This window comes from Streptomyces reniochalinae (genome assembly GCF_003323735.1).
Classification (GTDB): Bacteria; Actinomycetota; Actinomycetes; order Streptomycetales; family Streptomycetaceae; genus Streptomyces; species Streptomyces reniochalinae.
Window position 1 is genome coordinate 168,817 of record NZ_QOIM01000021.1, and the last position, 19,777, is coordinate 188,593.

At 70.4% G+C, this 19,777-nt stretch carries 14 protein-coding genes and 1 riboswitch; of the genes, 4 read left to right on the forward strand and 10 right to left on the reverse strand.

Translation table 11 applies throughout. From position 1 onward, the window contains the following. Nucleotides 1–95: 95 nt before the first annotated feature. The gene (locus DQ392_RS03560; RefSeq protein WP_114013974.1) at nucleotides 96–722 is read right to left on the reverse strand and encodes a precorrin-8X methylmutase; all 627 of its coding nucleotides are present in this window, start codon (nucleotides 720–722) and stop codon (nucleotides 96–98) included. 17 nt (nucleotides 723–739) lie between these two features. Further along, nucleotides 740–2,239 carry a precorrin-3B synthase gene (gene cobG, locus DQ392_RS03565; RefSeq protein ID WP_425470473.1) on the reverse strand — a complete coding sequence of 500 codons (1,500 nt, stop codon included), beginning with the start codon at nucleotides 2,237–2,239 and terminating at the stop codon, nucleotides 740–742. Between the two features lie 95 nt (nucleotides 2,240–2,334). Next, a riboswitch (cobalamin riboswitch) is annotated at nucleotides 2,335–2,427 on the forward strand. A 114-nt stretch (nucleotides 2,428–2,541) separates the two neighbouring features. Between cobG and cobN the strand changes: the two genes are divergently transcribed. Further along, nucleotides 2,542–6,444, forward strand: a complete 3,903-nt coding sequence (gene cobN, locus DQ392_RS03570; RefSeq protein ID WP_114013976.1) for a cobaltochelatase subunit CobN — start codon at nucleotides 2,542–2,544, stop codon at nucleotides 6,442–6,444. 49 nt (nucleotides 6,445–6,493) lie between these two features. Here the strand turns inward: cobN and DQ392_RS03575 are convergent, their stop codons facing one another. Both DQ392_RS03575 and DQ392_RS03580 read right to left on the reverse strand, forming a co-directional pair. Then, nucleotides 6,494–7,150 (reverse strand): response regulator, encoded by a 657-nt coding sequence (locus tag DQ392_RS03575; protein WP_114013977.1) that lies wholly within the window; start codon nucleotides 7,148–7,150, stop codon nucleotides 6,494–6,496. Continuing rightward, entirely contained in the window at nucleotides 7,147–8,610 is a 1,464-nt protein-coding gene (locus DQ392_RS03580; RefSeq protein ID WP_114013978.1) for a sensor histidine kinase, read from the reverse strand. The genes DQ392_RS03575 and DQ392_RS03580 overlap by 4 nt, the downstream gene beginning before the upstream one ends. Before the next feature lie 205 nt (nucleotides 8,611–8,815). On the opposite strand from DQ392_RS03580, the gene DQ392_RS03585 reads away from it, so the two are divergent. After that, entirely contained in the window at nucleotides 8,816–9,613 is a 798-nt protein-coding gene (locus DQ392_RS03585) for a TetR/AcrR family transcriptional regulator (protein WP_114013979.1), read from the forward strand. A 100-nt stretch (nucleotides 9,614–9,713) separates the two neighbouring features. Here the strand turns inward: DQ392_RS03585 and DQ392_RS03590 are convergent, their stop codons facing one another. Continuing rightward, nucleotides 9,714–10,574: a hypothetical protein gene (locus tag DQ392_RS03590; RefSeq protein WP_114013980.1), complete on the reverse strand. Its 861-nt coding sequence runs from the start codon at nucleotides 10,572–10,574 to the stop codon at nucleotides 9,714–9,716. Nucleotides 10,575–10,836: 262 nt separating this feature from the next. Here DQ392_RS03590 and DQ392_RS34285 point away from each other — a divergent pair, with 262 nt between their 5' ends. Further along, entirely contained in the window at nucleotides 10,837–11,013 is a 177-nt protein-coding gene (locus tag DQ392_RS34285) for a hypothetical protein (protein ID WP_181856252.1), read from the forward strand. Nucleotides 11,014–11,480: 467 nt separating this feature from the next. Here the strand turns inward: DQ392_RS34285 and DQ392_RS33975 are convergent, their stop codons facing one another. The 3 genes from DQ392_RS33975 to DQ392_RS03600 all read right to left on the reverse strand — a co-directional run bounded on the left by DQ392_RS33975 (nucleotide 11,481) and on the right by DQ392_RS03600 (nucleotide 14,750). Beyond that, the gene (locus DQ392_RS33975) at nucleotides 11,481–11,732 is read right to left on the reverse strand and encodes a hypothetical protein (RefSeq protein ID WP_147266485.1); all 252 of its coding nucleotides are present in this window, start codon (nucleotides 11,730–11,732) and stop codon (nucleotides 11,481–11,483) included. 3 nt (nucleotides 11,733–11,735) lie between these two features. Then, complete coding sequence (locus tag DQ392_RS03595; protein ID WP_114013981.1) at nucleotides 11,736–12,758, reverse strand: hypothetical protein; 1,023 nt, start codon at nucleotides 12,756–12,758, stop codon at nucleotides 11,736–11,738. Between the two features lie 282 nt (nucleotides 12,759–13,040). Continuing rightward, nucleotides 13,041–14,750 carry an alanine--tRNA ligase-related protein gene (locus DQ392_RS03600; RefSeq protein WP_245981146.1) on the reverse strand — a complete coding sequence of 570 codons (1,710 nt, stop codon included), beginning with the start codon at nucleotides 14,748–14,750 and terminating at the stop codon, nucleotides 13,041–13,043. An 842-nt stretch (nucleotides 14,751–15,592) separates the two neighbouring features. Here DQ392_RS03600 and DQ392_RS03605 point away from each other — a divergent pair. Continuing rightward, nucleotides 15,593–18,124, forward strand: a complete 2,532-nt coding sequence (locus DQ392_RS03605; protein WP_147266486.1) for a hypothetical protein — start codon at nucleotides 15,593–15,595, stop codon at nucleotides 18,122–18,124. A gap of 429 nt (nucleotides 18,125–18,553) precedes the next feature. On the opposite strand, the gene DQ392_RS03610 is transcribed toward DQ392_RS03605, so the two are convergent. Both DQ392_RS03610 and DQ392_RS03615 read right to left on the reverse strand, forming a co-directional pair. Further along, nucleotides 18,554–19,099: a class IV adenylate cyclase gene (locus DQ392_RS03610; RefSeq protein WP_114013983.1), complete on the reverse strand. Its 546-nt coding sequence runs from the start codon at nucleotides 19,097–19,099 to the stop codon at nucleotides 18,554–18,556. Between the two features lie 26 nt (nucleotides 19,100–19,125). After that, a complete protein-coding gene (locus DQ392_RS03615; protein WP_181856253.1) occupies nucleotides 19,126–19,683 on the reverse strand; it encodes a hypothetical protein in 558 nt (185 codons plus the stop codon). Between the last annotated feature and the right edge of the window lie 94 nt (nucleotides 19,684–19,777).

Below are 19,777 nucleotides of genomic sequence, written 5' to 3' on the forward strand. Positions count from 1 at the left end.
CTCGCCTGCCGGCGGGGCTTGCGGCGGGCCTGGCGGCGGGGCCTGCCGTGGCGGGGTGGGCTCCTGGCGGGGGTCGTCCGGGCTCGTCACCGGGCTCACTCCTCCTCGCTGGCGATGGCGTTGAGCGCGGCCACGGCCAGCGCGCTGCCGCCCCGCCGTCCGTGCACGATCAAGTGGTCGAGCCCCGAGGGGTGCTCGGCCAGTGCCTGCTTCGACTCGACCGCGCCGACGAAGCCGACGGGCACCCCGATCACCGCGGCGGGCCGCGGTGCGCCCTCCGCGACCATCTCCAGGAGCCTGAAGAGCGCGGTGGGCGCGTTGCCGACGGCGACGACGGCGCCCTTCAGCCGGTCCCGCCACAGTTCGAGGGCCGCGGCGGTGCGTGTCGTGCCCGACTCGGCCGCGAGAGCGGGGACGCGCGGGTCGGCGAGGGTGCAGACCACCTCGTTGTCGGCCGGCAGCCGCCTGCGGGTGACACCACTGGCGATCATGGCGACGTCGCACAGGATGGGCGCTCCCGCGCGCAGCGCGGCGCGGGCCCGCGCGACGGCTTCGGGCGTGTGGGCGAGGTCGCGTACGAGGTCGACCATGCCGCAGGCGTGGATCATCCGCACCGCGACCTGAGCGACATCGGGGGGCAGCCCCGCCAGATCCGCCTCGGCGCGGATGGTGGCAAAGGACTGCCGGTAGATGGCAGCGCCGTCCTTCTCGTACTCGAACACTGTTGGTCTGCTCTCGCTCATCGGTTCGTCGGGGCGGGTCGTCCACAGGTGTGGCCACGGGCCGCTGCCACGGCGGCGGCGAGTTCCGTGTGCGCGTCGTCGCAGGGGACCACAGGCGCGGACGAGGCGGACGCCGGTTCCGGTGTGCGGCTCGCGCGGACGGCCGTCACGCGGTACCCCTCGGCCTCCGCGACCACGTCCACGTGGTCACCTCGCGGACGGCCGCACCGTCGCGCGCAGCCCGACCAGTGGACGGGCAGCTCGTGCCGGCCTGCCGGGGAAGCGTCCGCGGGGCGCGCGGCCGCCCGCGGCGCCGGGGCTGCCGCCGCCGTCACACAGGCGGCCGCGTCCATGCGGACATCCGCCAGCGCCTTGCCGCATCCCGGCCGCCCGGTGCACGCCCCCACCCCGCGCCACGGGGAGGCGGGCCGCGTCACCAGCCCGGCGTCGCCGAGTGCCGCCAGCGCGCCCTCCGCCGCCTCGTCCCCGACCCCGGGGACGACGACGCCGCGCCACGGCGTCACCCGCAGTTCTCCGGTGCCCGCGTGGCGGGCCGTACGCGCCAACAGCCGCCACTGGCCAGCGCTCAGGCGTCCCAGCGGTGCAAGGACGGACAGCGCGACGCCGTGGCCGCCGGGGGCACCGGAGCCGCCGAGGGCCCTGACGAGGCCCGGCACGGGGCCCTCCGGCGGCGCGGCCGCCGCACGCGCGGGGGACGGCGGAAGGGGGCAGGTGAGAGCGTCCGGTCCGGCCCGCTCCGCCGTGCGGCGCAGGACGCTGCCGTGGGCCTCCGGCGGCAGATCGTCGATCCGCCAAGCCCCATCTCCGTACGCGCGCACGACCTCGACGAACGCCTCGGCGGCGGCGAGTGCGGCGCGAGGGGCGAGAGCGTCGGGAACGTGCAGCACGCCCGTCTCGCCGTCCGCGCGTTCGCCCTCACCACTGCCCAGGCGCAGCAGCGCGCCCCCGTCGCCCAGCGCGAGCAACGTCACGTCCGCACCCAGCGCCAAGACGTCCCCGCGCCCGTCGTCCAGGGCGAACAAGAACCGCCCCGACAGTTCGCTCGCCTCTTCGCTCGCGCACAGAAGCCGGTCCAACTCGACGAGCCAGGAGCGCACGTCGCGATGTCCGCCGCCGTCCAGTCCCGACAGTGGCGAGGCCACGATGTTGCGTACCCGCTCGTGCGAGGCGGAGGGCAGCAGCCGCGCGGCCTCCAGCAGGCGCCCCAACTCTTCGGCTGACCGCGCCTCCAGGCCGCGGAGTTGCAGGTTTCCGCGGGAGGTCAGGTGCAGTGCGCCGTCGCCGAGGTGCAGCGCGGCAGCGGCCAGCGCCTCCGCCTGTGCGGCGTCCAGTACCCCGCCCGGCACCCGGACACGTGCCAGCGCCCCGTCGTCCGCGTGGTGCAGCCGCAGCGCTCCCGGGCACGCGTCCCCGCGCGCACGGGGCGCCGCGCAACGTGTTGCATCAGCAACTGTCGCGGCGTCCTGAGCGGACGAGGGCGAGGGGGTCACGGCCATGGCCGCGAGCATACCCACCGGCAAGGGCGCCCTCCCGCACGGAGCCGAACCCCCGTACGATGCCTGCTGAGCGCGTACCACCCGGTCCGCGCTCATCGCCGGCGACGGCGACTGGGGAGGAAGCCGGTGGAAATCCGGCGCGGTCCCGCCACTGTGAGCCCGGCCACGGCCGGGTGAGTCAGGAACTCCCTTCCCCGAGCTCTCGGCTCCTGCCCGGTCTCCGGCCGGCGGGGTGTCCAGGGGCAGGGAGACCCATACCGACACCCGGGGCGTGGACACCCCGAGGAAGGGCCGACCGCAGCATGCTGCTCTCGTCACGCGACGCCGCTCAGGGGGACGTCACCCCGCGGGTGATCCTTCTCCTCTCGACCTCCGACACGGACCTCCTCAGCGCCCGCGCGGCGAACGAGAGCGCGCGCGCCGCGAACGGGGCGGCGGCCTCCTCCCCGGCCGCGACCCCCCTCTCGTACCGGTACGCCAACCCCTCCCGGCTGTCCGAAGGGGCGCTCCAGGAGGAGCTCGGCGCGCTTCTCGACGGTGCCGACCTCGTCGTCGTCCGCCTGCTGGGCGGGATCCGTGCCTGGCAGCAGGGCGTCGACCTGCTGCGCGAGAGCGGCCGTCCGCTCGTCGTCCTGACGGGCGAACAGGCACCGGACGCCCAGCTGATGGCCGCGTCGACGGTGCCGATCGGTGTGGCCGCCGAGGCGCACGCCTACCTGGCACACGGCGGTCCCGCGAACCTCACGCAGCTGGCCGGGTTCCTCTCGGACACGGTCCTGCTGACCGGGCACGGCTTCGAGCCCCCCGCCCCGGCGCCCTCGTGGGGCGCGCTGCGGCGGGATCCGGGACCGCACGCGGCGGCGCTGCCCGCCGACGCGCCGACCGTGGCGGTGCTCTACTACCGCGCCCATCACATGAGCGGGAACACGGCGTTCGCCGCGGCGCTGTGCGACGCGATCGAGGCGGCGGGCGGCAGGGCGCTCCCGCTGTACGTGGCGTCCCTGCGCACGCCGGAGCCCGAGCTCGTCGAGGAGCTGCGTGCGGCGGACGTGATCGTCACGACCGTGCTGGCGGCGGGCGGTGCGGGCGGCACCAAGCCGGCCGACGCCGGGGCGGGCGGTGACGACGAGGCGTGGGACGCGGGCGCACTCACCGGTCTCGATGTGCCGATCATCCAGGCGCTGTGTCTGACGGCGCCCCGCGCGGACTGGGAGCGCAACGACGAGGGCGTCTCCCCGCTCGACGCGGCGAGCCAGATCGCAGTGCCGGAGTTCGACGGCCGCCTGATCACCGTGCCGTTCTCCTTCAAGGAGATCGACGAGGAGGGCCTGCCCTCGTACGTCGCCGACCCGGAGCGGGCGGCGCGGGTCGCGGGCATCGCGGTGCGGCACGCCAGGCTGCGGCACATTCCGGCCGGAGAGAAACGGCTGGCGCTCGTGCTGTCGGCGTATCCGACCAAGCACGCGCGGATCGGCAACGCGGTGGGTCTGGACACACCGGCCAGTGCGATGGCGCTGCTGCGGCGTCTCCTTGAGGAGGGGTACGACTTCGGCCCGCCCGAGGACATCCCGGGCCTGGTGCCCGGGGCCGACACCGCTTCCGCCGAGGAGGGCGGGGCCCACGCCGCCTCCGCCGAGGAGGGCGGTACTCGCTCAACCGTCACCCCCCAAGGTGGTGACGCCCACGCAACACCCCCCGGGCAGGCCGCCGACGAAGCCGACGAAGGCCGCGTAGCCGACGGCAGCGGCGAGCACGAGGGCGACGCGCTCATCAGGGCGCTCATCGACGCGGGCGGCCACGACCAGGACTGGCTGACCGAGGAGCAACTGGCCCGCAACCCGGTCCGTATCCCGGCGGCGGACTACCGCCGCTGGTACGCCACGCTGCCGCGGGAGCTGCGGGACGCGGTCGAGGAGCACTGGGGTCCCCCGCCGGGCGAGATGTTCGTCGACCGTACGCACAACCCCGAGGGCGACATCGTGCTGGCGGCGCTGCGCCGCGGCAACCTGCTGGTCCTCATCCAGCCGCCCCGCGGTTTCGGCGAGAACCCGATCGCCATCTACCACGACCCCGACCTGCCGCCTTCGCACCACTACCTGGCCGCCTACCGCTGGATCGCCGCCCCGCGCGCCGAAGGCGGCTTCGGTGCGGACGCGATGATCCACCTGGGCAAGCACGGGAACCTGGAGTGGCTGCCGGGGAAGAACGCGGGCCTGTCCGCCGCCTGCGCGCCCGACGCGGCGCTGGGTGACCTCCCGCTCGTCTACCCGTTCCTGGTCAACGACCCGGGAGAGGGCACACAGGCCAAGCGCCGGGTGCACGCCACACTCGTCGACCACCTCGTCCCGCCGATGGCGCGCGCCGACTCCTACGGTGACATCGCCCGGCTGGAACAACTGCTGGACGAGTACGCGCAGATCTCCTCGATGGACCCGGCGAAGCTGCCGGCGATCCGGGCGCAGATCTGGACGCTGATCCAGGCGGCGAAGCTCGACCACGACCTCGGCATGGAGGAGCGACCGGACGACGAGGGCTTCGACGACTTCCTGCTGCACGTCGACGGCTGGCTGTGCGAGGTGAAGGACGCCCAGATCCGCGACGGCCTGCACGTGCTGGGTGCCGCGCCCGGCGGCGAGGACCGGGTGAACCTCGTCCTGGCCATCCTGCGCGCCCGCCAGATCTGGGGCGGCGCGCACACGCTGCCGGGCCTGCGGGAGGCACTGGGCCTGGACGAGTCGGCTGCGACCCGCGCGGCCTCGGACGCTGCGGAGGCGCGAGCCCGCGCACTGGTCGAGGCGATGGAGGAGGCCGGATGGGACCCGGCGGCGGTCGAGCGCGTGGCCGCCGGGCAGCCCGCGCAGGTCGCCGGCATCCTCACCTTCGCCGCCCGGGAGGTGGTGCCACGGCTGGAGGCGACCACCGACGAACTGGACCACACGGTGCACGCGCTGGCGGGCGGCTTCGTCCCCGCCGGGCCCTCGGGGTCGCCGCTGCGCGGACTGGTCAACGTCCTTCCGACGGGCCGCAACTTCTACTCCGTCGACCCGAAGGCCGTACCCTCCCGGCTCGCATGGGAGACGGGCCAGGCACTGGCCGACTCCCTCCTGGAGCGGTACCGCGGCGACAACGGCGAGTGGCCCACCTCCGTCGGCCTGTCCCTGTGGGGGACGAGCGCCATGCGCACCGCGGGCGACGACATCGCCGAGGCCCTGGCCCTGCTGGGCGTCCGCCCCGTGTGGGACGACGCCTCGCGCCGGGTGACGGGGCTCGAACCGGTCCCGTACGAGGAGCTGGGACGCCCCCGCATCGACGTGACGCTGCGCATCTCCGGGTTCTTCCGCGACGCGTTCCCGCACACGGTCGGGCTGCTGGACGACGCGGTGCGCCTGGCCGCGGGACTGGACGAGCCGGACGAGGTGAACTTCGTGCGCGCCCACACCCGCCAGGACCTGGCCGAACACGGGGACGAACGCCGCGCCACCACCCGCATCTTCGGCTCCCGCCCCGGCACGTACGGCGCGGGCCTCCTGCAACTGATCGACTCCCGCGACTGGCGCACGGACGCGGACCTCGCCGAGGTCTACACCGTCTGGGGCGGATACGCCTACGGGCGGGAACTGGACGGCCGTCCGGCCCGCGAGGAGATGGAGACCGCCTACAAGCGGATCGCGGTGGCCGCCAAGAACACCGACACCCGCGAGCACGACATCGCCGACTCGGACGACTACTTCCAGTACCACGGCGGCATGGTCGCCACCGTGCGCGCCCTGCGGGGCACCGCGCCCGAGGCCTACATCGGCGACTCCACCCGCCCCGAGACGGTGCGCACCCGCACCCTGGTGGAGGAGACGTCCCGCGTCTTCCGGGCCCGCGTCGTCAACCCCAAGTGGATCGAGGCGATGCGCCGCCACGGCTACAAGGGCGCCTTCGAACTGGCGGCGACGGTCGACTACCTCTTCGGCTACGACGCCACCACCGGCGTGGTGGCCGACTGGATGTACGACAAGCTCACCGAGGCCTACGTCATGGACGAGGCCACCCGCGGCTTCCTCCAGGACACCAACCCCTGGGCGCTGCACGGCATCGCGGAACGCCTCCTGGAGGCCGAGTCCCGCGGCATGTGGTCGAAACCCGATCCGGCCGCACTCGACGCGCTGCGCCAGATCTACCTGGAGACGGAAGGGGAGCTGGAAGGCGACGAGTGACGCCCGGGCCCGGGCGGTCCCCCGCCCGGTGCCCCTCCTTCCCCGGCGCTCACCCGCCCGGCGTCACCAGGCCCACCTCGAAGGCGAACACCGCCGCCTGCGTACGGTCCCGCAGCCCCAGCTTGACCAGGATCCGGCTCACGTGGGTCTTGACCGTGGACTCCGCCACGATCAGGTGCTCGGCGATCTCCCCGTTGGAGAGCCCCTGGGCGACCAGCGCCAGCACCTCGGTCTCCCGCTCGGTGAGCTCCTCCACGCGCTCGGTGGCCTGCGGACGCGGGCCACCCAGCCGGGAGAACTCGGTGATCAGCCGCTTGGTCACCGTCGGTGCGAGCAGCGCCTCGCCCGAGGCCACCACCCGGACCCCCTCGGCGAGCTGACCCGTGGAGGCGTCCTTCAGCAGGAAGCCGCTGGCTCCGGCACGCAGCGCCTGGTAGACGTACTCGTCCAGGTCGAAGGTGGTGAGGATCAGCACCTTCGTACCGGAGTCGAGGGCCGCGATCTCCTTCGTGGCCTCAAGACCGTTCATGCCGGGCATGCGGATGTCCATCAGCACCACGTCGGGCCGGAGTTCGGCCACCTTCGCGACCGCCTCCTCACCCCCGGCCGCCTCGCCCGCGACCTCGATGTCCGGCATCGCCCCCAGCAGCACGGAGAACCCCTCGCGGACCATGGCCTGGTCGTCGACGATCAAGACCCGGATCACGCCGCGCCCTCCCCGGCGCCGCCGCCCACGCCAGGCCGCGCCGGGCCCGCCAGCCGCCCGGAGCCCGCCGCGGGCCGTGCCGGGCCCGCCGCCTCGGCCGGCGCCGTGGCACCGGCGGGCAGGAAGACCGCCACCTCGAAGCCGCCTTCCGGCGTGCCGGACGCGGTCATCTCCCCGCCCAGCACCTGCACCCGCTCCCGCATGCCGAGCAGCCCGTGCCCGCCACCGCCCCGCGGGGGCGGGGCCGCGGCCCCCGCCCCGCCCCCCAAGCCCGAAGGCCGCTGCTCCGGCGCCCCGTTGACCACCCGTACGCCCAGGCCGCCGAGCACGTAGGACAGCTCCACCCGGGCCGCGGCGCCGGGGGAGTGGCGCAACGCGTTGCTCAGCGCCTCCTGCACGATGCGGTACGCGGACAGCTCCACCCCCTGCGACAGCGGCGCGACCGCACCGGTGACCACGCTGTCGACCTCCAGACCCGCGGAGCGCACGCTCTCGTACAGCGCGTCGAGGTCGGCGAGGGTGGGCTGCGGGGCCTGCGGCGCGTCGTCGGCGTACGCGTCGGGATCCTCCGCCCGTACGACACCGAGGATGCGGCGCAGCTCGGTCAGCGCGGCCACGGCGTTCTCCCTGATGGTGGCGAACGAGGTCGCCAGCTCGGGCGGGGCCTCCGCCACCCGGTAAGGGGCGGCCTCCGCCTGGATGGCGATGACGGACATGTGGTGGGCGAGCACGTCGTGCAGCTCACGGGCGATGGTGTTGCGCTCCTCCAGCAGCGTACGGCGGGACCGTTCGCGCGCGGTGACGGTCTCCGTCTCCACCACGTGCTGCCGCTCCTGGCGCCACGCCCGAATGGCCGCGGCGGTCACCAGCGCCACGGCGGCGAACGTCGCGATCGAGGGCAGCGCCGTCATGACGCCGCCGGTCAGCGCCGCGAGCAGCGTGCTGACCGCCACCGTGACCAGCCACATCTCCGCCGCGACCCGGGGGCGGGTGCGCAGCACCACGAGCACCATCACGAACAGGTGCCCCGCCATCGCGATCTCGGTGCGCGGCTCGGTGAACGAGTACAGCGACGTCGGCAGACTGAGCACCACCGCGCACAGCGACATCCAGTACGCCCCCACGGGGCGGAAGACCACCATGCCCACGGACATCGACACCAGCACGGTGAACACCAGGTCGAACAGCGCGCCGGAGGCGCGGAACTCCACGGTCTTGGTCGTGCAGACGAGGAAGAACAGCACCGCGGCGGCCATCACAGCGCCGTGCGGCAGCCACCGCACGTACCGGCCCAGCCCGCCGGGCAGCCGCTTCTCCCAGTGGGCCACCCACCCGGCTCGGAGCGGAGGCAGCGGATCGTATCCGAACGGATCGGACAGCAGGTCCCCGCGCAGGTTCGCGAACCCGTGCCGGGCCAACCGGGCCTCTGGGCGGACATCGTTCTGATGCGTCTGCGTCATACCGCCACGCTATGCAGCGGCCCGCCCCCGGGTCGTCCGCACAGAAGATGATCCGCCCGGCTCCGTCTCAAGTACTACCCCAGGTACACGGCACCGCTGCCGTCTCGTCCATCGCCGCCACCTCCATGAAGGGGGGAGGGCTCCCCATTTGTGCCGACGATAGCATCACGCCGGGGAGGACTCCCCGTTTCCACCGGAGGTGACGATGACCGAGGACAGGCGCGGCGGCCAGGCAGCAGCAAGGGGGAGTGACGGGCGCGGCGACCACGACGCGCGCACCGGCCGCGGGGCAACCGACGAGGGCCCCGCCCCCGCACCACCCGGGTCGTCCCCCCGCCGGCGCCGTGACGCACGCCGCAACAGGGAACTGCTCACCGACGCCGCCCACGAGGTCTTCACCGAGCAGGGGCTGGAAGCCCCCTTCGACGTGATCGCCCGACGGGCCGGCATCGGCAACGCGACGCTCTACCGCCACTTCCCCACCCGCGCCGCCCTCGTGAACGCCGTCTTCCGCGACCTGCTGACGCACACGATGACCGTCGGCGAACAGGCCAGAACCGCCGAGGACGCCTGGTCGGGGCTGTGCGGCTACCTCGCGGAGATCTTCACCGTCCTGGCCTCCGACCGCGGCGCGAACGACCTGATGACCACCCACCTCGAAGGCGTCCAGACGCTGGAGACGGTCCACGCGCACAATCGCGAGACGGTCGACATCCTGCTGCGGCGAGGACACACGGAATCCACCATCCGTACCGACGTCACCACCGAGGACGTCCTCTTCAGCTTCGCCGCCCTGGGCCGCGCCGTCCCCGCGCTGACCGCCGCCACCACCCCCGACGCCTGGCGCCGCCCCCTCACCCTCTTCCTCGACGCCCTCCGCGCCCCCTCCCTCCCCCCGTCCCCCCTCCCCACCCCACCCCTCACCCCACCCCAACTGGCCACAACACTCCACGAGCTGGCCCCGCACGGGGGCTCACGCCCGGGCCCACACGAAAAAAGGTGACGCACGAGCGGACACGGCTCGGCGCGCGCTCTCCTCGGCACAGCGGCGCCTTGTCTCCGCGGCGCGACGGTGTCCTGGTCTACGGGGGGCGCGGCGGTGACTACGGGGCGGACGGCGGCGCCCCGTCCCGTCGCGCGGACGGCTCGTCGGCCCTGGACGCCAGAACGGACCTGAGCAGTTCCTCCGCCGCACCGAGGCGTTGACGCAGGGCAAGAACCTCCGCATCACGCTCCCTCCGCCCCAGCTCAGCCTCGTGCCGTTGGCTCTCCTCTTCCCGAGCCCACATGAAGTACAGCTCCGCACGCCGTGCGTGGAGACCGTTCAATCTCTCCATAAGGTGCAGGCGTTCGTCGCGGACCGCGCGCAGCTCGTCCTGCAACCGCTCGATGCGCCACCCGTGTTCGAGTCGATCAGCTTCCAGAGAGGCAATGCGCTCGCGCAGTTGTTCGTTGCGTCCCCTCTCGCGCCCCAACTGCTCGTGCAGGTCGGCGAGCCGGTCGGTGAGGTCGGCCCGGGCCTCCAGGGCGAGGAGGAGTTCCCTGCGGGTCTCGCCCTCGCGGCGGCTCCGCTTGGTGGCCCGGTCCTGCAGGTCCTCCTCCGCGGCATCCAGGTCGGGCATGCTCAAGAGCGGTGCGGGCGCGGGGGAGTCCTCTTCCTCTTCCCACGCAGCGGGCGTGGGAAGCGCCAGCGGCGAAGCTTCGTCCCGCACGGCGATCCACAGCGCACGGAACTCCTCCGTGCTGCCTCCCAGAGCCTCCACGACCAGTTCGAGGAAGCCCCAGCCGGGCGGGCTGTCGCAGCGCAGTACGTTCCCCGCGGTCGTGTGGCTGATCGCCTTGCCGGTGCGCTGCGCGACGACCCTGAAGCTCGGCTCACCGTTTCGCCGATGAAGAAGCTGGAGGCGGTACCTGAGGTGATCCAGTGCCGTCCCCGGCGGAGGTGGGGACGCTTCCGACGCCATCGCTTCCGCCTCTCCCCGCCCTCTCGCGGACGATTCTCGCCACAACTGCCCCGCCCAGCACGCGTCACCGGTGATCGCCGAGGGCGGCCAGTTCCGTCCAGTGGTGTAAAGCGATGGAGCAGGACGTTACAACACGGAGGGATGCGGACGGGTACGGCTGTGCCTGACCGATTCCGTATCCGACCTTCCCCGCCACGGGACCGTGGAAGCGCGGAGTCGCCTTGACCCGCCCGCCCCCTCGTCGTCCTCGGGAGAGCGACCCATGACGCTACTGATCCTGCTGACGGCGGTCGTCCCAGCAGCCGCCTGTCTCCTCGTCTGCCTGCTCACCGCCGTCTACCTCTGGTCCGGCGACGCCGCCCGCCGAACCCGCGCCTGGCGCGTACTCCGTTCCTTGCTCTCCACGCTCACCTCTGATCGCGGGGCGGGCGGCTCGTAGCCGGAGAGTGTCGCAGGGGTGAGGGGCTCCGGCGCGTTGCTCGGTCTCCCGCGCCCGTGCTCCGTGTGCGGCCGATGCTGCGCACTACAGCCCTGGATGAGACGGTTGCGCGGAGCGCTCGGCGGCCAGCCAGAGAACTCAGGACGTGTAGCAGGTCCCCCCTCCACGGAGGGGAGAAGGCGACCACCAAAGGACCTCGAAAACCCGTCAGGGCCCGACCCGCTCTCGCGGATCAGGCCCCTGACCTGGTGTTTCCTCTGTCGGGGTGGCGGGATTTGAACCCACGACCTCTTCGTCCCGAACGAGGGTCGGGCACCGACCCCACCTGCCCGGATGCTGTTTTACCTGGTCAGGCTCTTGGTCTCACTTCGGTTTACGTGCCCTCGCGAGGTTCCGGGGAGCGGATCGGCTCCCAGATGGCTCCCAACCTGATGCGGTGAATACGCCCCTCCCCACAGACGTGAACCTCACTCGGCTGAGCGGCGACCGCTGCGCTGCGCCGTATCGGCAGGACGAGTCGCTTCGAGATTCTTGTCGTGTTTCCCGCTCCTTCGGCGGCGCTCGTTCATCTGCCAGCGCTTACGTCGGTGTTCGAGGAAGCACTTCCACAGCTCCAGACGATGGCGAGACTCCTTCGGAAACGTGAGGCGGAGAAGCCCCAGGAGGATGGTCGCCGTCAGCAAGGGACCGGCCCCCGAATGGTCGGTGAGGAACCGCATGGATCAGTCCCTCCCCTCGCACAAGGCGAGCGAGGCGGTGCCCAGTGACACCGTGTACGTGTCTCCGTGGCGAGTGAATCCGGCGCCTTTGATGCCGGCCTCCCAGCGGGTCAGGGCAAGGGCCAGGTCGCGGGGCTCGGGAAAGCCGGTCCATCGGAGTGTCCAGGAGTCGCCGGCGCCCCAGAGCTGACGTACAGGCCCGCGCCCCATCACCTCAGGTTTCGTCCTGTCCTTGGATTCGGGGCGCTCCAGAGGGTCCCAGGACAAGCTGGTCGCCCAGTGACCGCGTCGGTCCACCAGGTTGTAGCGGGAAACGAGGCCAGCCAACAGGGTGCTGGCATCTGCCGAGATCGGTGGGATCTCGGCCAGGGCACGGCGCTCGGGCTCGGTGAGGCCGTGGTCCACTGTGAGAGAGGTTTCGAATGATGCGTGGCGGCGCTTTCTGCCGAGTGGGCATCCGGCAGGGTCACCAGTGATCGTCAGAAGTGCGTTGGTGGGGAGATGGCGCAGGCGGAGGGAGCTCTGCCCATGGCAGGTATAGCTGGCCTCGTGCCGGAGACCAGGAACGCCGAATGAGCCCGAATATTCGCCCTCAGTAGACAGCAGCCGGGTGGCCACGTTCTCCGGCGCGCGCTCTGCCACCATCACCAAATGGTCCCGACGAGGCGACATCACCGGGTCGTACGCGGCGACCACCGAGTAGTTCCACCTGGCCGTCGGACCCGTGTATACGTTGCCGTTGAACAGCGCGAGCGCGAGCAAGGCCCGGAAGTCACGCTGATCGTCTGAGCAGTCGTCAAGGCCCAAGCCGTGGATATCGCCGCCGATCGCGTATCTTGCTGCGGCCTCGCTCTCCCCGGTGTATGCGACTCGGAGCGGAATCCGGTCCGCGGGCGGCATGGTGTGGACGGGAAGTGCGCCCAACTCCCATGCGGCGCTCAACCGTGCCTGTTGAAGGGGGATGATTCCCCCGGAGTCTCGCTGGATGCGGCGTGCGAGTTGGGTGATGTCGCTGTTGCGGGTCATGTTCGGCTCCCAGCGGGCGCGCCTCAGTGCTCCCGCTCACTGCGCCCCATCAGGAGGAACAACAGCCGTACATCACGCGTGCCCTACGGCACTTTGCGCCCTCAACCCTGGGTGGCTGCGGGAGAAACCCAGGTCCGACGTAACAGCGAGCGTGTTCGCCTGGTCGGGAGCATAGCGTCTTGAGCGCGTGCAGGCGATGCCAGGAGCTCGCGGCCGTCTGGATTGGTAAGAGCTCGTGGTGCACACGGCCGAGCCCTGAGGGCCCGGCCGTGAAGCTCCGCCTTACGGTTTACCCAGCAGGACGGCCGCGTCCTGAGCTGCCAGGTCGAGGGCCTCGTCGAGGTGTGCAGGTCGGCGTCCGCCGGCGCTGGCGAGGGCTCCGGTGCCGCCGCCTCCGCCGCCGACGGCCTTGGCGGCGCGGGTCAAGATGGGGGCTGCTGTGTGGTCGGCCTCGACGAGATCGGGGGAGAGGGCAGCGGCGAGTTGGGCTTTGCCGTCGTGTTCGGTGCCGAGGACGGCGATGACAGGGCCGGGGCCAACGGCGCGGATGACTTCGGTGACCACGGTGCGCAGTTCGGCCGGGGTGACGCCGGTGATCTTCTTGCTGATGACCCGGCCTCCGGGGACCTGGCGGGCTTCGTTCGCGAGGGCGGTGGCCGTGCGGGTGAGGTCAAGGGCCCGCTGACGGGTCAGCTCATCTTCGGCTTGGGCGAGTGCGGCCAGGCGCTTGCGGAGGGTTTCGGGGGTGTTGGCGGCCGGTGTGCTGAGGAGGTGGGCGAGTTCGTTCAGCAGGAGCCGTTCGGCGTCGGCGTGAGTGAGGGCGCCGTACCCGGTGAGGGCTTCGATGCGGCGCATGTTGGAGCCGATCGAGGACTCGCTGAGCAGGCGGAAGGTGGCGACCTGGGAGCCGTGTGCGACGTGGGTGCCGCCGCACAGTTCGCGGGAGAAGTCGCCGATGTCGACGATGCGGACGGTCTCGCCGTACTTCTCGCCGAACAGCGCGATGGCTCCGGCGGCTTCGGCTTCAGCGCGGGACGCGTGCCAGGCGCTGACCGCCGGGTCGCTCAGGATGTGCCGGTTGACGGCGGCCTCGATGGTGGTGAGCTGGTCGGGGGTGAGGGCGGTGAAGTGGGCGAAGTCGAAGCGGAGGCGGTCGTTCTCGACCAGGGAGCCCTGCTGGCGGGCGTGGTCGCCGAGGGTGGCCATGACGACCGCGTGCAGGATGTGGGTGGCCGAGTGCGCGCGCATCAGACCTGAGCGGCGTTCGGCGTCGACCGTGGCATGTCCGGCGTCGCCCGTGCGCAGTTCACCCTCCAGGACGTGGGCGGTGTGGATGCGGAAGCCGTCGGGGGCGTGTCCGAGCCCGTAGCGGGTGTCGGTGATGCGGACGGTGGCGCCGTCGGCGGTGGTGAAGATGCCTGTGTCGCCGACTTGTCCCCCGGCCTCTGCGTAGAACGGCGAGCGATCCAGGACGAGTTCGATCTCGTCGCCCTCGCTCGCAGCAGGGGCGATGGTGCCGCCTGTGACGAGGCCCTTGACGGCGGCTTCGGCTTCCAGGTGTTCGTAGCCGAGGAATTCGGTGGGCGGTAGGTGGCCGGCCAGTTCGCGGTAGGTGTCCATCTGGCGCAGGGCCTGGGTGGTCTTGGCCTTTCCACCGCTCTGGGAGCGCTTTCGCTGCTGGTCGAGGAGGTCGGCGAAGCGGTCCTCGTCCACGGTGAGCCCCGCTTCGTGGGCGGCCTCCACGGTCAGTTCCAGAGGGAACCCGTAGGTGTCGGCCAGCTCGAAGGCGGTCTCGCCGGGCAGCGCGGCCGAGCCGCTGGATCGGGTGCGGCTGATCGCGGCGTCCAGTAGCCGGGTGCCCTGGGTGAGCGTGCGGGTGAAGGACTCCTCCTCGGCGGTGGTGACCTGGGCGATCAGTTCGGCCTGGGTGGCGAGTTCGGGCCACACGGGGCCGAGGTTGGCGATGAAGGAGGTGGTGGTCTCCCCGAGCACCGGCCTCTTCGTCCCGAATGAGGTTCGGCGAAGATCGCAGCCGGGACCGATGGATATTTGTGCTGCTCAGAAGCTTGGAGTGGATGGGTCTCGGGTGGGTTCGGCGGGCCTGTAGAGGAAGATCAGCTCCCAGATTTCTCCCACAGTTGTTCTTGGTGACACCGCTGCGTACAGCCAAGCGCGACGGCACTCCCAATGCGACGGCACAGGTGCTCGGTCCGTGGGCGAATGTGAGGCACGCTCTCCCGGCCGCGGGCTGGGTGAATGGCGTCCCGTAAACGAGCGAGGCTATCCCGCGCCTCATGAATCAGTATGTGCGGGGCTCGATCCCTATTGCGGAGACCGTTCTTCTCTCGGCCCGCTTCGTGGGTGAAATTGCTGAACGACCCTCTGGCCAGAAGCTCGTGGTGAGGAGGGGCCTGGTCCGAGGAGGCTCGGACTTTTCGACCGTCAGTGGCTGCCTTAACACAATTTCGCCTTGCAGGTCGAAATTTAGTAAGCAATACGCTCGATCGGGTGGGAGCTGTCAAGGTGAAGAGGTGTGTGTAGTCACTCCGGTGGCATGGTTCACCACACACGTCGGTGGTCCATCACCAGCGTCCGCCTCATGCCGCCGTCGGCGGAGCAGGAAGCCAGTTGAGAGAGCCCAGGCCCACGGTGCCGTTCGGGTTGATCCTTCTACGGGCGTCGGCAGATGGACCGTACGCAGCGGGACGCGCCGCACAACCAGCGTTGTCGGCTTCAGTCCCGCGGCCGCGAGGTTCCGCCTCGGGCGCGTGTCGCGCGCCCGGTGGGCGGGTGCGCGCTGTCACCCAGCTGAAGCTGGTAGAAGGACAACTTCGTTGGCAACCAAACGACCTGAAGGCGTCTACCCCTACATCGGTACCGATGCGTGGGGCGAGCGACTCGCGAACGCTGTCATGAACACCTGCGAGCAGGAGGGCGTAATCCCACCTCCGCGCTCCGCGATTACCGAGGGTCTTGTCACCGCCCTTGGCGACACCGAGATCAAGAAGATCATCTCCACCTCGCGCGGCAAAAAGGTCCTCACACCCTCGGCGTGGCGCGTGGTCCAGTCAGGCGAGGACAAGGTTCTCCTGCTCCTATCCGACGTCCACGGCGCCGCCATGGTCCCATGGGATCTCAACGACCGGACCGTCAGCTCCTGGGCTCCGCCCAGCCCTGAAGCCACCCAGCGCGTAATCGAACTCGTCGCGGCTGAAGCTGACTTGACGATGTCGCAGAAGGCCCAGAAGCTCGCCGAGAAGGAGCGCGATACCCGGCGGCGGGCGCCCAGCGATGATCCGCACGCCTCCTCGGCGCTCGCCGCGGCGGAGGAGAAGTACGCGCAGGCCACCAGGAGAGTGCGGGACGTCGAGCGCGCGAAGGCCGCCCTGCTCGCCGCGCTTGGCCAGCGTCGGCCCCGCCCGGTGGTGCGGGCGGCCGAGGAGGACGGCGAGCCGAAGGCGGCCCTCGTCCTCGCCGAGCAGCCGTACGACGTGGCCTTCCATATCCACGGCTACGCCGTGGAGAATCTGCGACGCTCCGGCAAGACCCGCGGCTACGACTTGAAGGAGTCCATGGTCGCGGCCGGCCAGCTGACGCGCGGCATGAGCGTCCTCCAGCAATGGCAGGTCACCAACTCCAACGGCACCACCTCCCGGCTGTGGCGGATGGCCGCAGTGACGGCCAACAACCGCGCCTTGGCGCGCATGGACATCTTCGATCTTCGCTCGGAATATCTCGTGACCGGGATGCCCCAAGCCGCGGTGCCGCTGCCCAAGGGGCCGAACGACCCCACCCTGCTGCTACTCAACCAGCGGGAGATCCTCAACCGCGTCTCGCATGCCTTCAACGACGTCAGCGCATTGGGGACGACTGAACCGGACCACAAAGCACTGCGGGCGATGAAGATCGCCACCGTACCGACTGAGATCGTCATCGGCTGCAACAACCCAACCGCGCTGGAGCATGTGCTGCGGGCGCTGAACGTCAACGACCACCTGCGCGGAATTCAGCCGTACGATGAGGGCGCCCGCCTGATTGCCCTGTTCGCTACCCTTGTCGACGCTTACGCCAGGGAGGGCAAGCTCGGTTCGGTCCTCGCTGATGCCTTCCCCACCGCTAAGGGGACCGGGCTGCTCGACCTGACCAGCGTGCGCGATGCCCTCACCGCGAACGGCCCCCTGGATCCGTTGGCCTCTTTGCTCCCGGACGACGAGAAGGTCACGCCGGCCACCCTGCGGGACATCGCCATCCGGGCGATCACCGCTCTTGTTTTCCCGGACGTTCCCCCAGAAAGTCGAGAGACCAGCAAGCGCCGGGTTCGTGACACCGGCCCCTACTGGCCCATCGTGAAGTCCGCGCTCCAAGAGGCCCCGTGGAGCCAGGTCCGAGCCAAGACCGCCGAGGCCCGTACTCGGCTGTGGTCCGCCGCCGTCGCGCAGCTGTTCCTGCACCGCGCCAACATCCTCTCTGCGCTTGGTCTGTTTGGCACGACCGAGGTTAAGGAGGGCTCTGGGCAGGATCCGAGGGCGCTCAAGGAACTGCTCCTTGGGGCCGAGGCGGGAGACGCTACCGCGTGGGGCGCGCTGGTGCGCCGGATGACCCCCGCGCTCATCCATGCTCCCGAACCGTTGATCACTCCCGGTCAAGGCAGCGAGGCGGGAGAGGGCCGCAAAGGGGTGCGCCGAACTCCGACGAACGCTCTCGCGGCCCTGACACTCGCCTACACCGAGACGGTGCCGGACGTCAGCAGGGAACTGCTTATCGCGTTCGCGCGGTCCGTACTGCAGCACCCGGACGCGACCCAGGCGCCCGAAACTCCCGACGGCGGGCAGCCGATCTGTTACGGCGAGACCCTGTGGAAAGAGGAGGAACGCACGCCGATCGTGCCGGGGATGGTGCTAGCTCCCGATTTCAACGGCTATCCCACCGCCTTCGTCGCCGACAAGGAGTGGTTCGACCATCTCTTCCCGTCGGACCTGAGCCGTTCGGCTCAGACCGGTGGCTCCGGCGGTGACGCCGGTGGCGAGGGGGCTAGCTCCGACACCACCGATCAGGCAGCCGACGCTACGACGGTGCAGGGGCAGGCTCCGCTGTCCGCCCCGCGTGACCGGCTGGCTAAGCTCCGGCGAGAACTTCCTGCTCGGATCGAGCTGGCCGAAGGTATCTACCAGCGTGCCGTAGAGGCCGCCAACGCTCTCCTGGCAGACTTCGACGAAGCCAGTCGGCTGCGCTCCCGGTTGGGGGAGGAGTCGCTGCCCGCCGACGAGAGGATCCAGTGGATGGAACGCCTGGCAGCCGCCCGTACGACGGCTCAGGCCAGTGCGACCGTGCTTAGCAAGGTGGAGACGCTCATCTTGCAGGTTTAGGAAGCGTACGCATCTGCTCGCACAGCGGAGACGGCCCACTCGCCACTCCGGGGGGAGGCTCAACGGTGGTGCGGACCTGATTCGATATGCAAATCAGCGGTCGTGGGCACCAACGAGTTTCTCGTCCCGCCGCTGTCTGCCTCTGTCACAACGGCAGAGGCAGACAGCACGCGCAGCCATGAGTCGGTTCTTGCAAGAGACGCTCCAGTTCAGCGTCTTCGCTCCCAGCAATACACCCCTGGTTCCTCCAGGAGGAGATCTTGTCCGCCGCCCGCTCCCCGACCGGACGGCTTGGCGCGATAGCGAGCGCCTGGGCCAGTTCGCGGACCAGCTGCTCCAGGTTCAGCGTTCTTCGACGATCATTCCCGCAGTACGCTCTCCCCTGGGAAAAACAACCTGGATCACGACTTACCTAGAACGCTTCTCCTGTTATTCGAACAGAAGAGTCGACTCGGCAAGGATGTCCCGCCCCATCTCGCTCTTGTAGATGAGGTCGATGCTCCCGTACCGCGCCTGTGCGTAGTCGAAGCCGAGGTCGGCGACGGCCTTGCGGACGGCGTCTTCGGAGGGTCCTTCGATCTCGATGAAGGTGGGGAGGTCGGGCCAGGTGTCGAGATCGTATTTGATGTCGCCGAGCTGCCATTCCTCGCGGTAGTTCTGCTGGTACCGGACCTGGCGGAGGCCGGTGGCCTTGAGGAGTTCGGCGGTCTTGTCGAGGCTGTCGACCTCGATCTCGATCTCGGTGGTGCCGTTGATGGTGGTGGCGTCGCTGACCTGCTTGAGGGTGAGGGTGGTCTTGCCGCCCTCGTCGCGGAGGCGGAGCCACTGCTCGCCCTGGACGGCGTCGTTCTCGAAGATCAGGCGGGTGAACATGGTCTTGTCGAAGACGAGCTGGGCGCCGGCGGTGCGGAGTTGGGCGCGGACGGCGTCGACGTCGATGTTGAGGAACTTGGCCTCGTACTCGTTCTGGGGCATCGCTGGTGGGCTCCTGGGCTGGTCTCTTACGTGGTCAGGTCGTGGAGGTCGCGCTCGCGCAGGTGGGCGATCTCGATGCTCGCCTCTCCTGCGACGAACTCTTCCACGGGCAGGCAGAGGTCCATGCGCTGTATGCACACGCCGACGTGAAACTGGCCTGTTGTGTCGCGGTAGAGGCGGACACCGTAGTAGCCCTCTTCGCAGTCGGTGGGGTTGTTGAGGCGGCAGTTGGCGCAGGTGTCCGGCAACCGTAGGGGGCGTATGTGCTTGACGATCAGCTCTCGGCCACTGGGTAGCCGGTAGGCCATGCGGAAGCCGGAGGTGCCGGCGATCAGGCGCACTTCTTCGAGCTGGGCGTCGAGTTGGTCCAGCAGGAGGTCGATGGCTTGAAGGGAGTCTTCGCCATCGGCCAGGGAGGAGAGCACCCGTATGGAGAGCTTGCCGGAGTACTTGCGGAGCAGGTGGTGGACGCGGGGGATGTGTCCGCGGTTCGGCAGCACCACGTTGGCTCGGGTTCCGATGCCGGCGTTCATGGCGAGTTGGATCGACTCGTCGAGGTGGGCTTGATTCGGTTTGACGGACATTCGAGATCAGGGGCGTTGCCCCGGAAGGATGTCCATCATGGAGAGCATGGGGAAGAAGAAGCCGCGTCCTCGCCGCTCGTTCACACCGGAGTTC

Excerpts from the sequence above, each read along its gene's own strand:
- cobG (WP_425470473.1), bottom strand. The coding sequence starts at position 2,239 with ATGGCCGTGACCCCCTCGCCCTCGTCCGCTCAGGACGCCGCGACAGTT.
- cobN (WP_114013976.1), top strand. The coding sequence starts at position 2,542 with ATGCTGCTCTCGTCACGCGACGCCGCTCAGGGGGACGTCACCCCGCGG.
- DQ392_RS03580 (WP_114013978.1), bottom strand. The coding sequence starts at position 8,610 with ATGACGCAGACGCATCAGAACGATGTCCGCCCAGAGGCCCGGTTGGCC.
- DQ392_RS03585 (WP_114013979.1), top strand. The coding sequence starts at position 8,816 with ATGACCGAGGACAGGCGCGGCGGCCAGGCAGCAGCAAGGGGGAGTGAC.
- DQ392_RS03590 (WP_114013980.1), bottom strand. The coding sequence starts at position 10,574 with ATGGCGTCGGAAGCGTCCCCACCTCCGCCGGGGACGGCACTGGATCAC.
- DQ392_RS34285 (WP_181856252.1), top strand. The coding sequence starts at position 10,837 with ATGACGCTACTGATCCTGCTGACGGCGGTCGTCCCAGCAGCCGCCTGT.
- DQ392_RS33975 (WP_147266485.1), bottom strand. The coding sequence starts at position 11,732 with ATGCGGTTCCTCACCGACCATTCGGGGGCCGGTCCCTTGCTGACGGCG.
- DQ392_RS03595 (WP_114013981.1), bottom strand. The coding sequence starts at position 12,758 with ATGACCCGCAACAGCGACATCACCCAACTCGCACGCCGCATCCAGCGA.
- DQ392_RS03610 (WP_114013983.1), bottom strand. The coding sequence starts at position 19,099 with ATGCCCCAGAACGAGTACGAGGCCAAGTTCCTCAACATCGACGTCGAC.
- DQ392_RS03615 (WP_181856253.1), bottom strand. The coding sequence starts at position 19,683 with ATGTCCGTCAAACCGAATCAAGCCCACCTCGACGAGTCGATCCAACTC.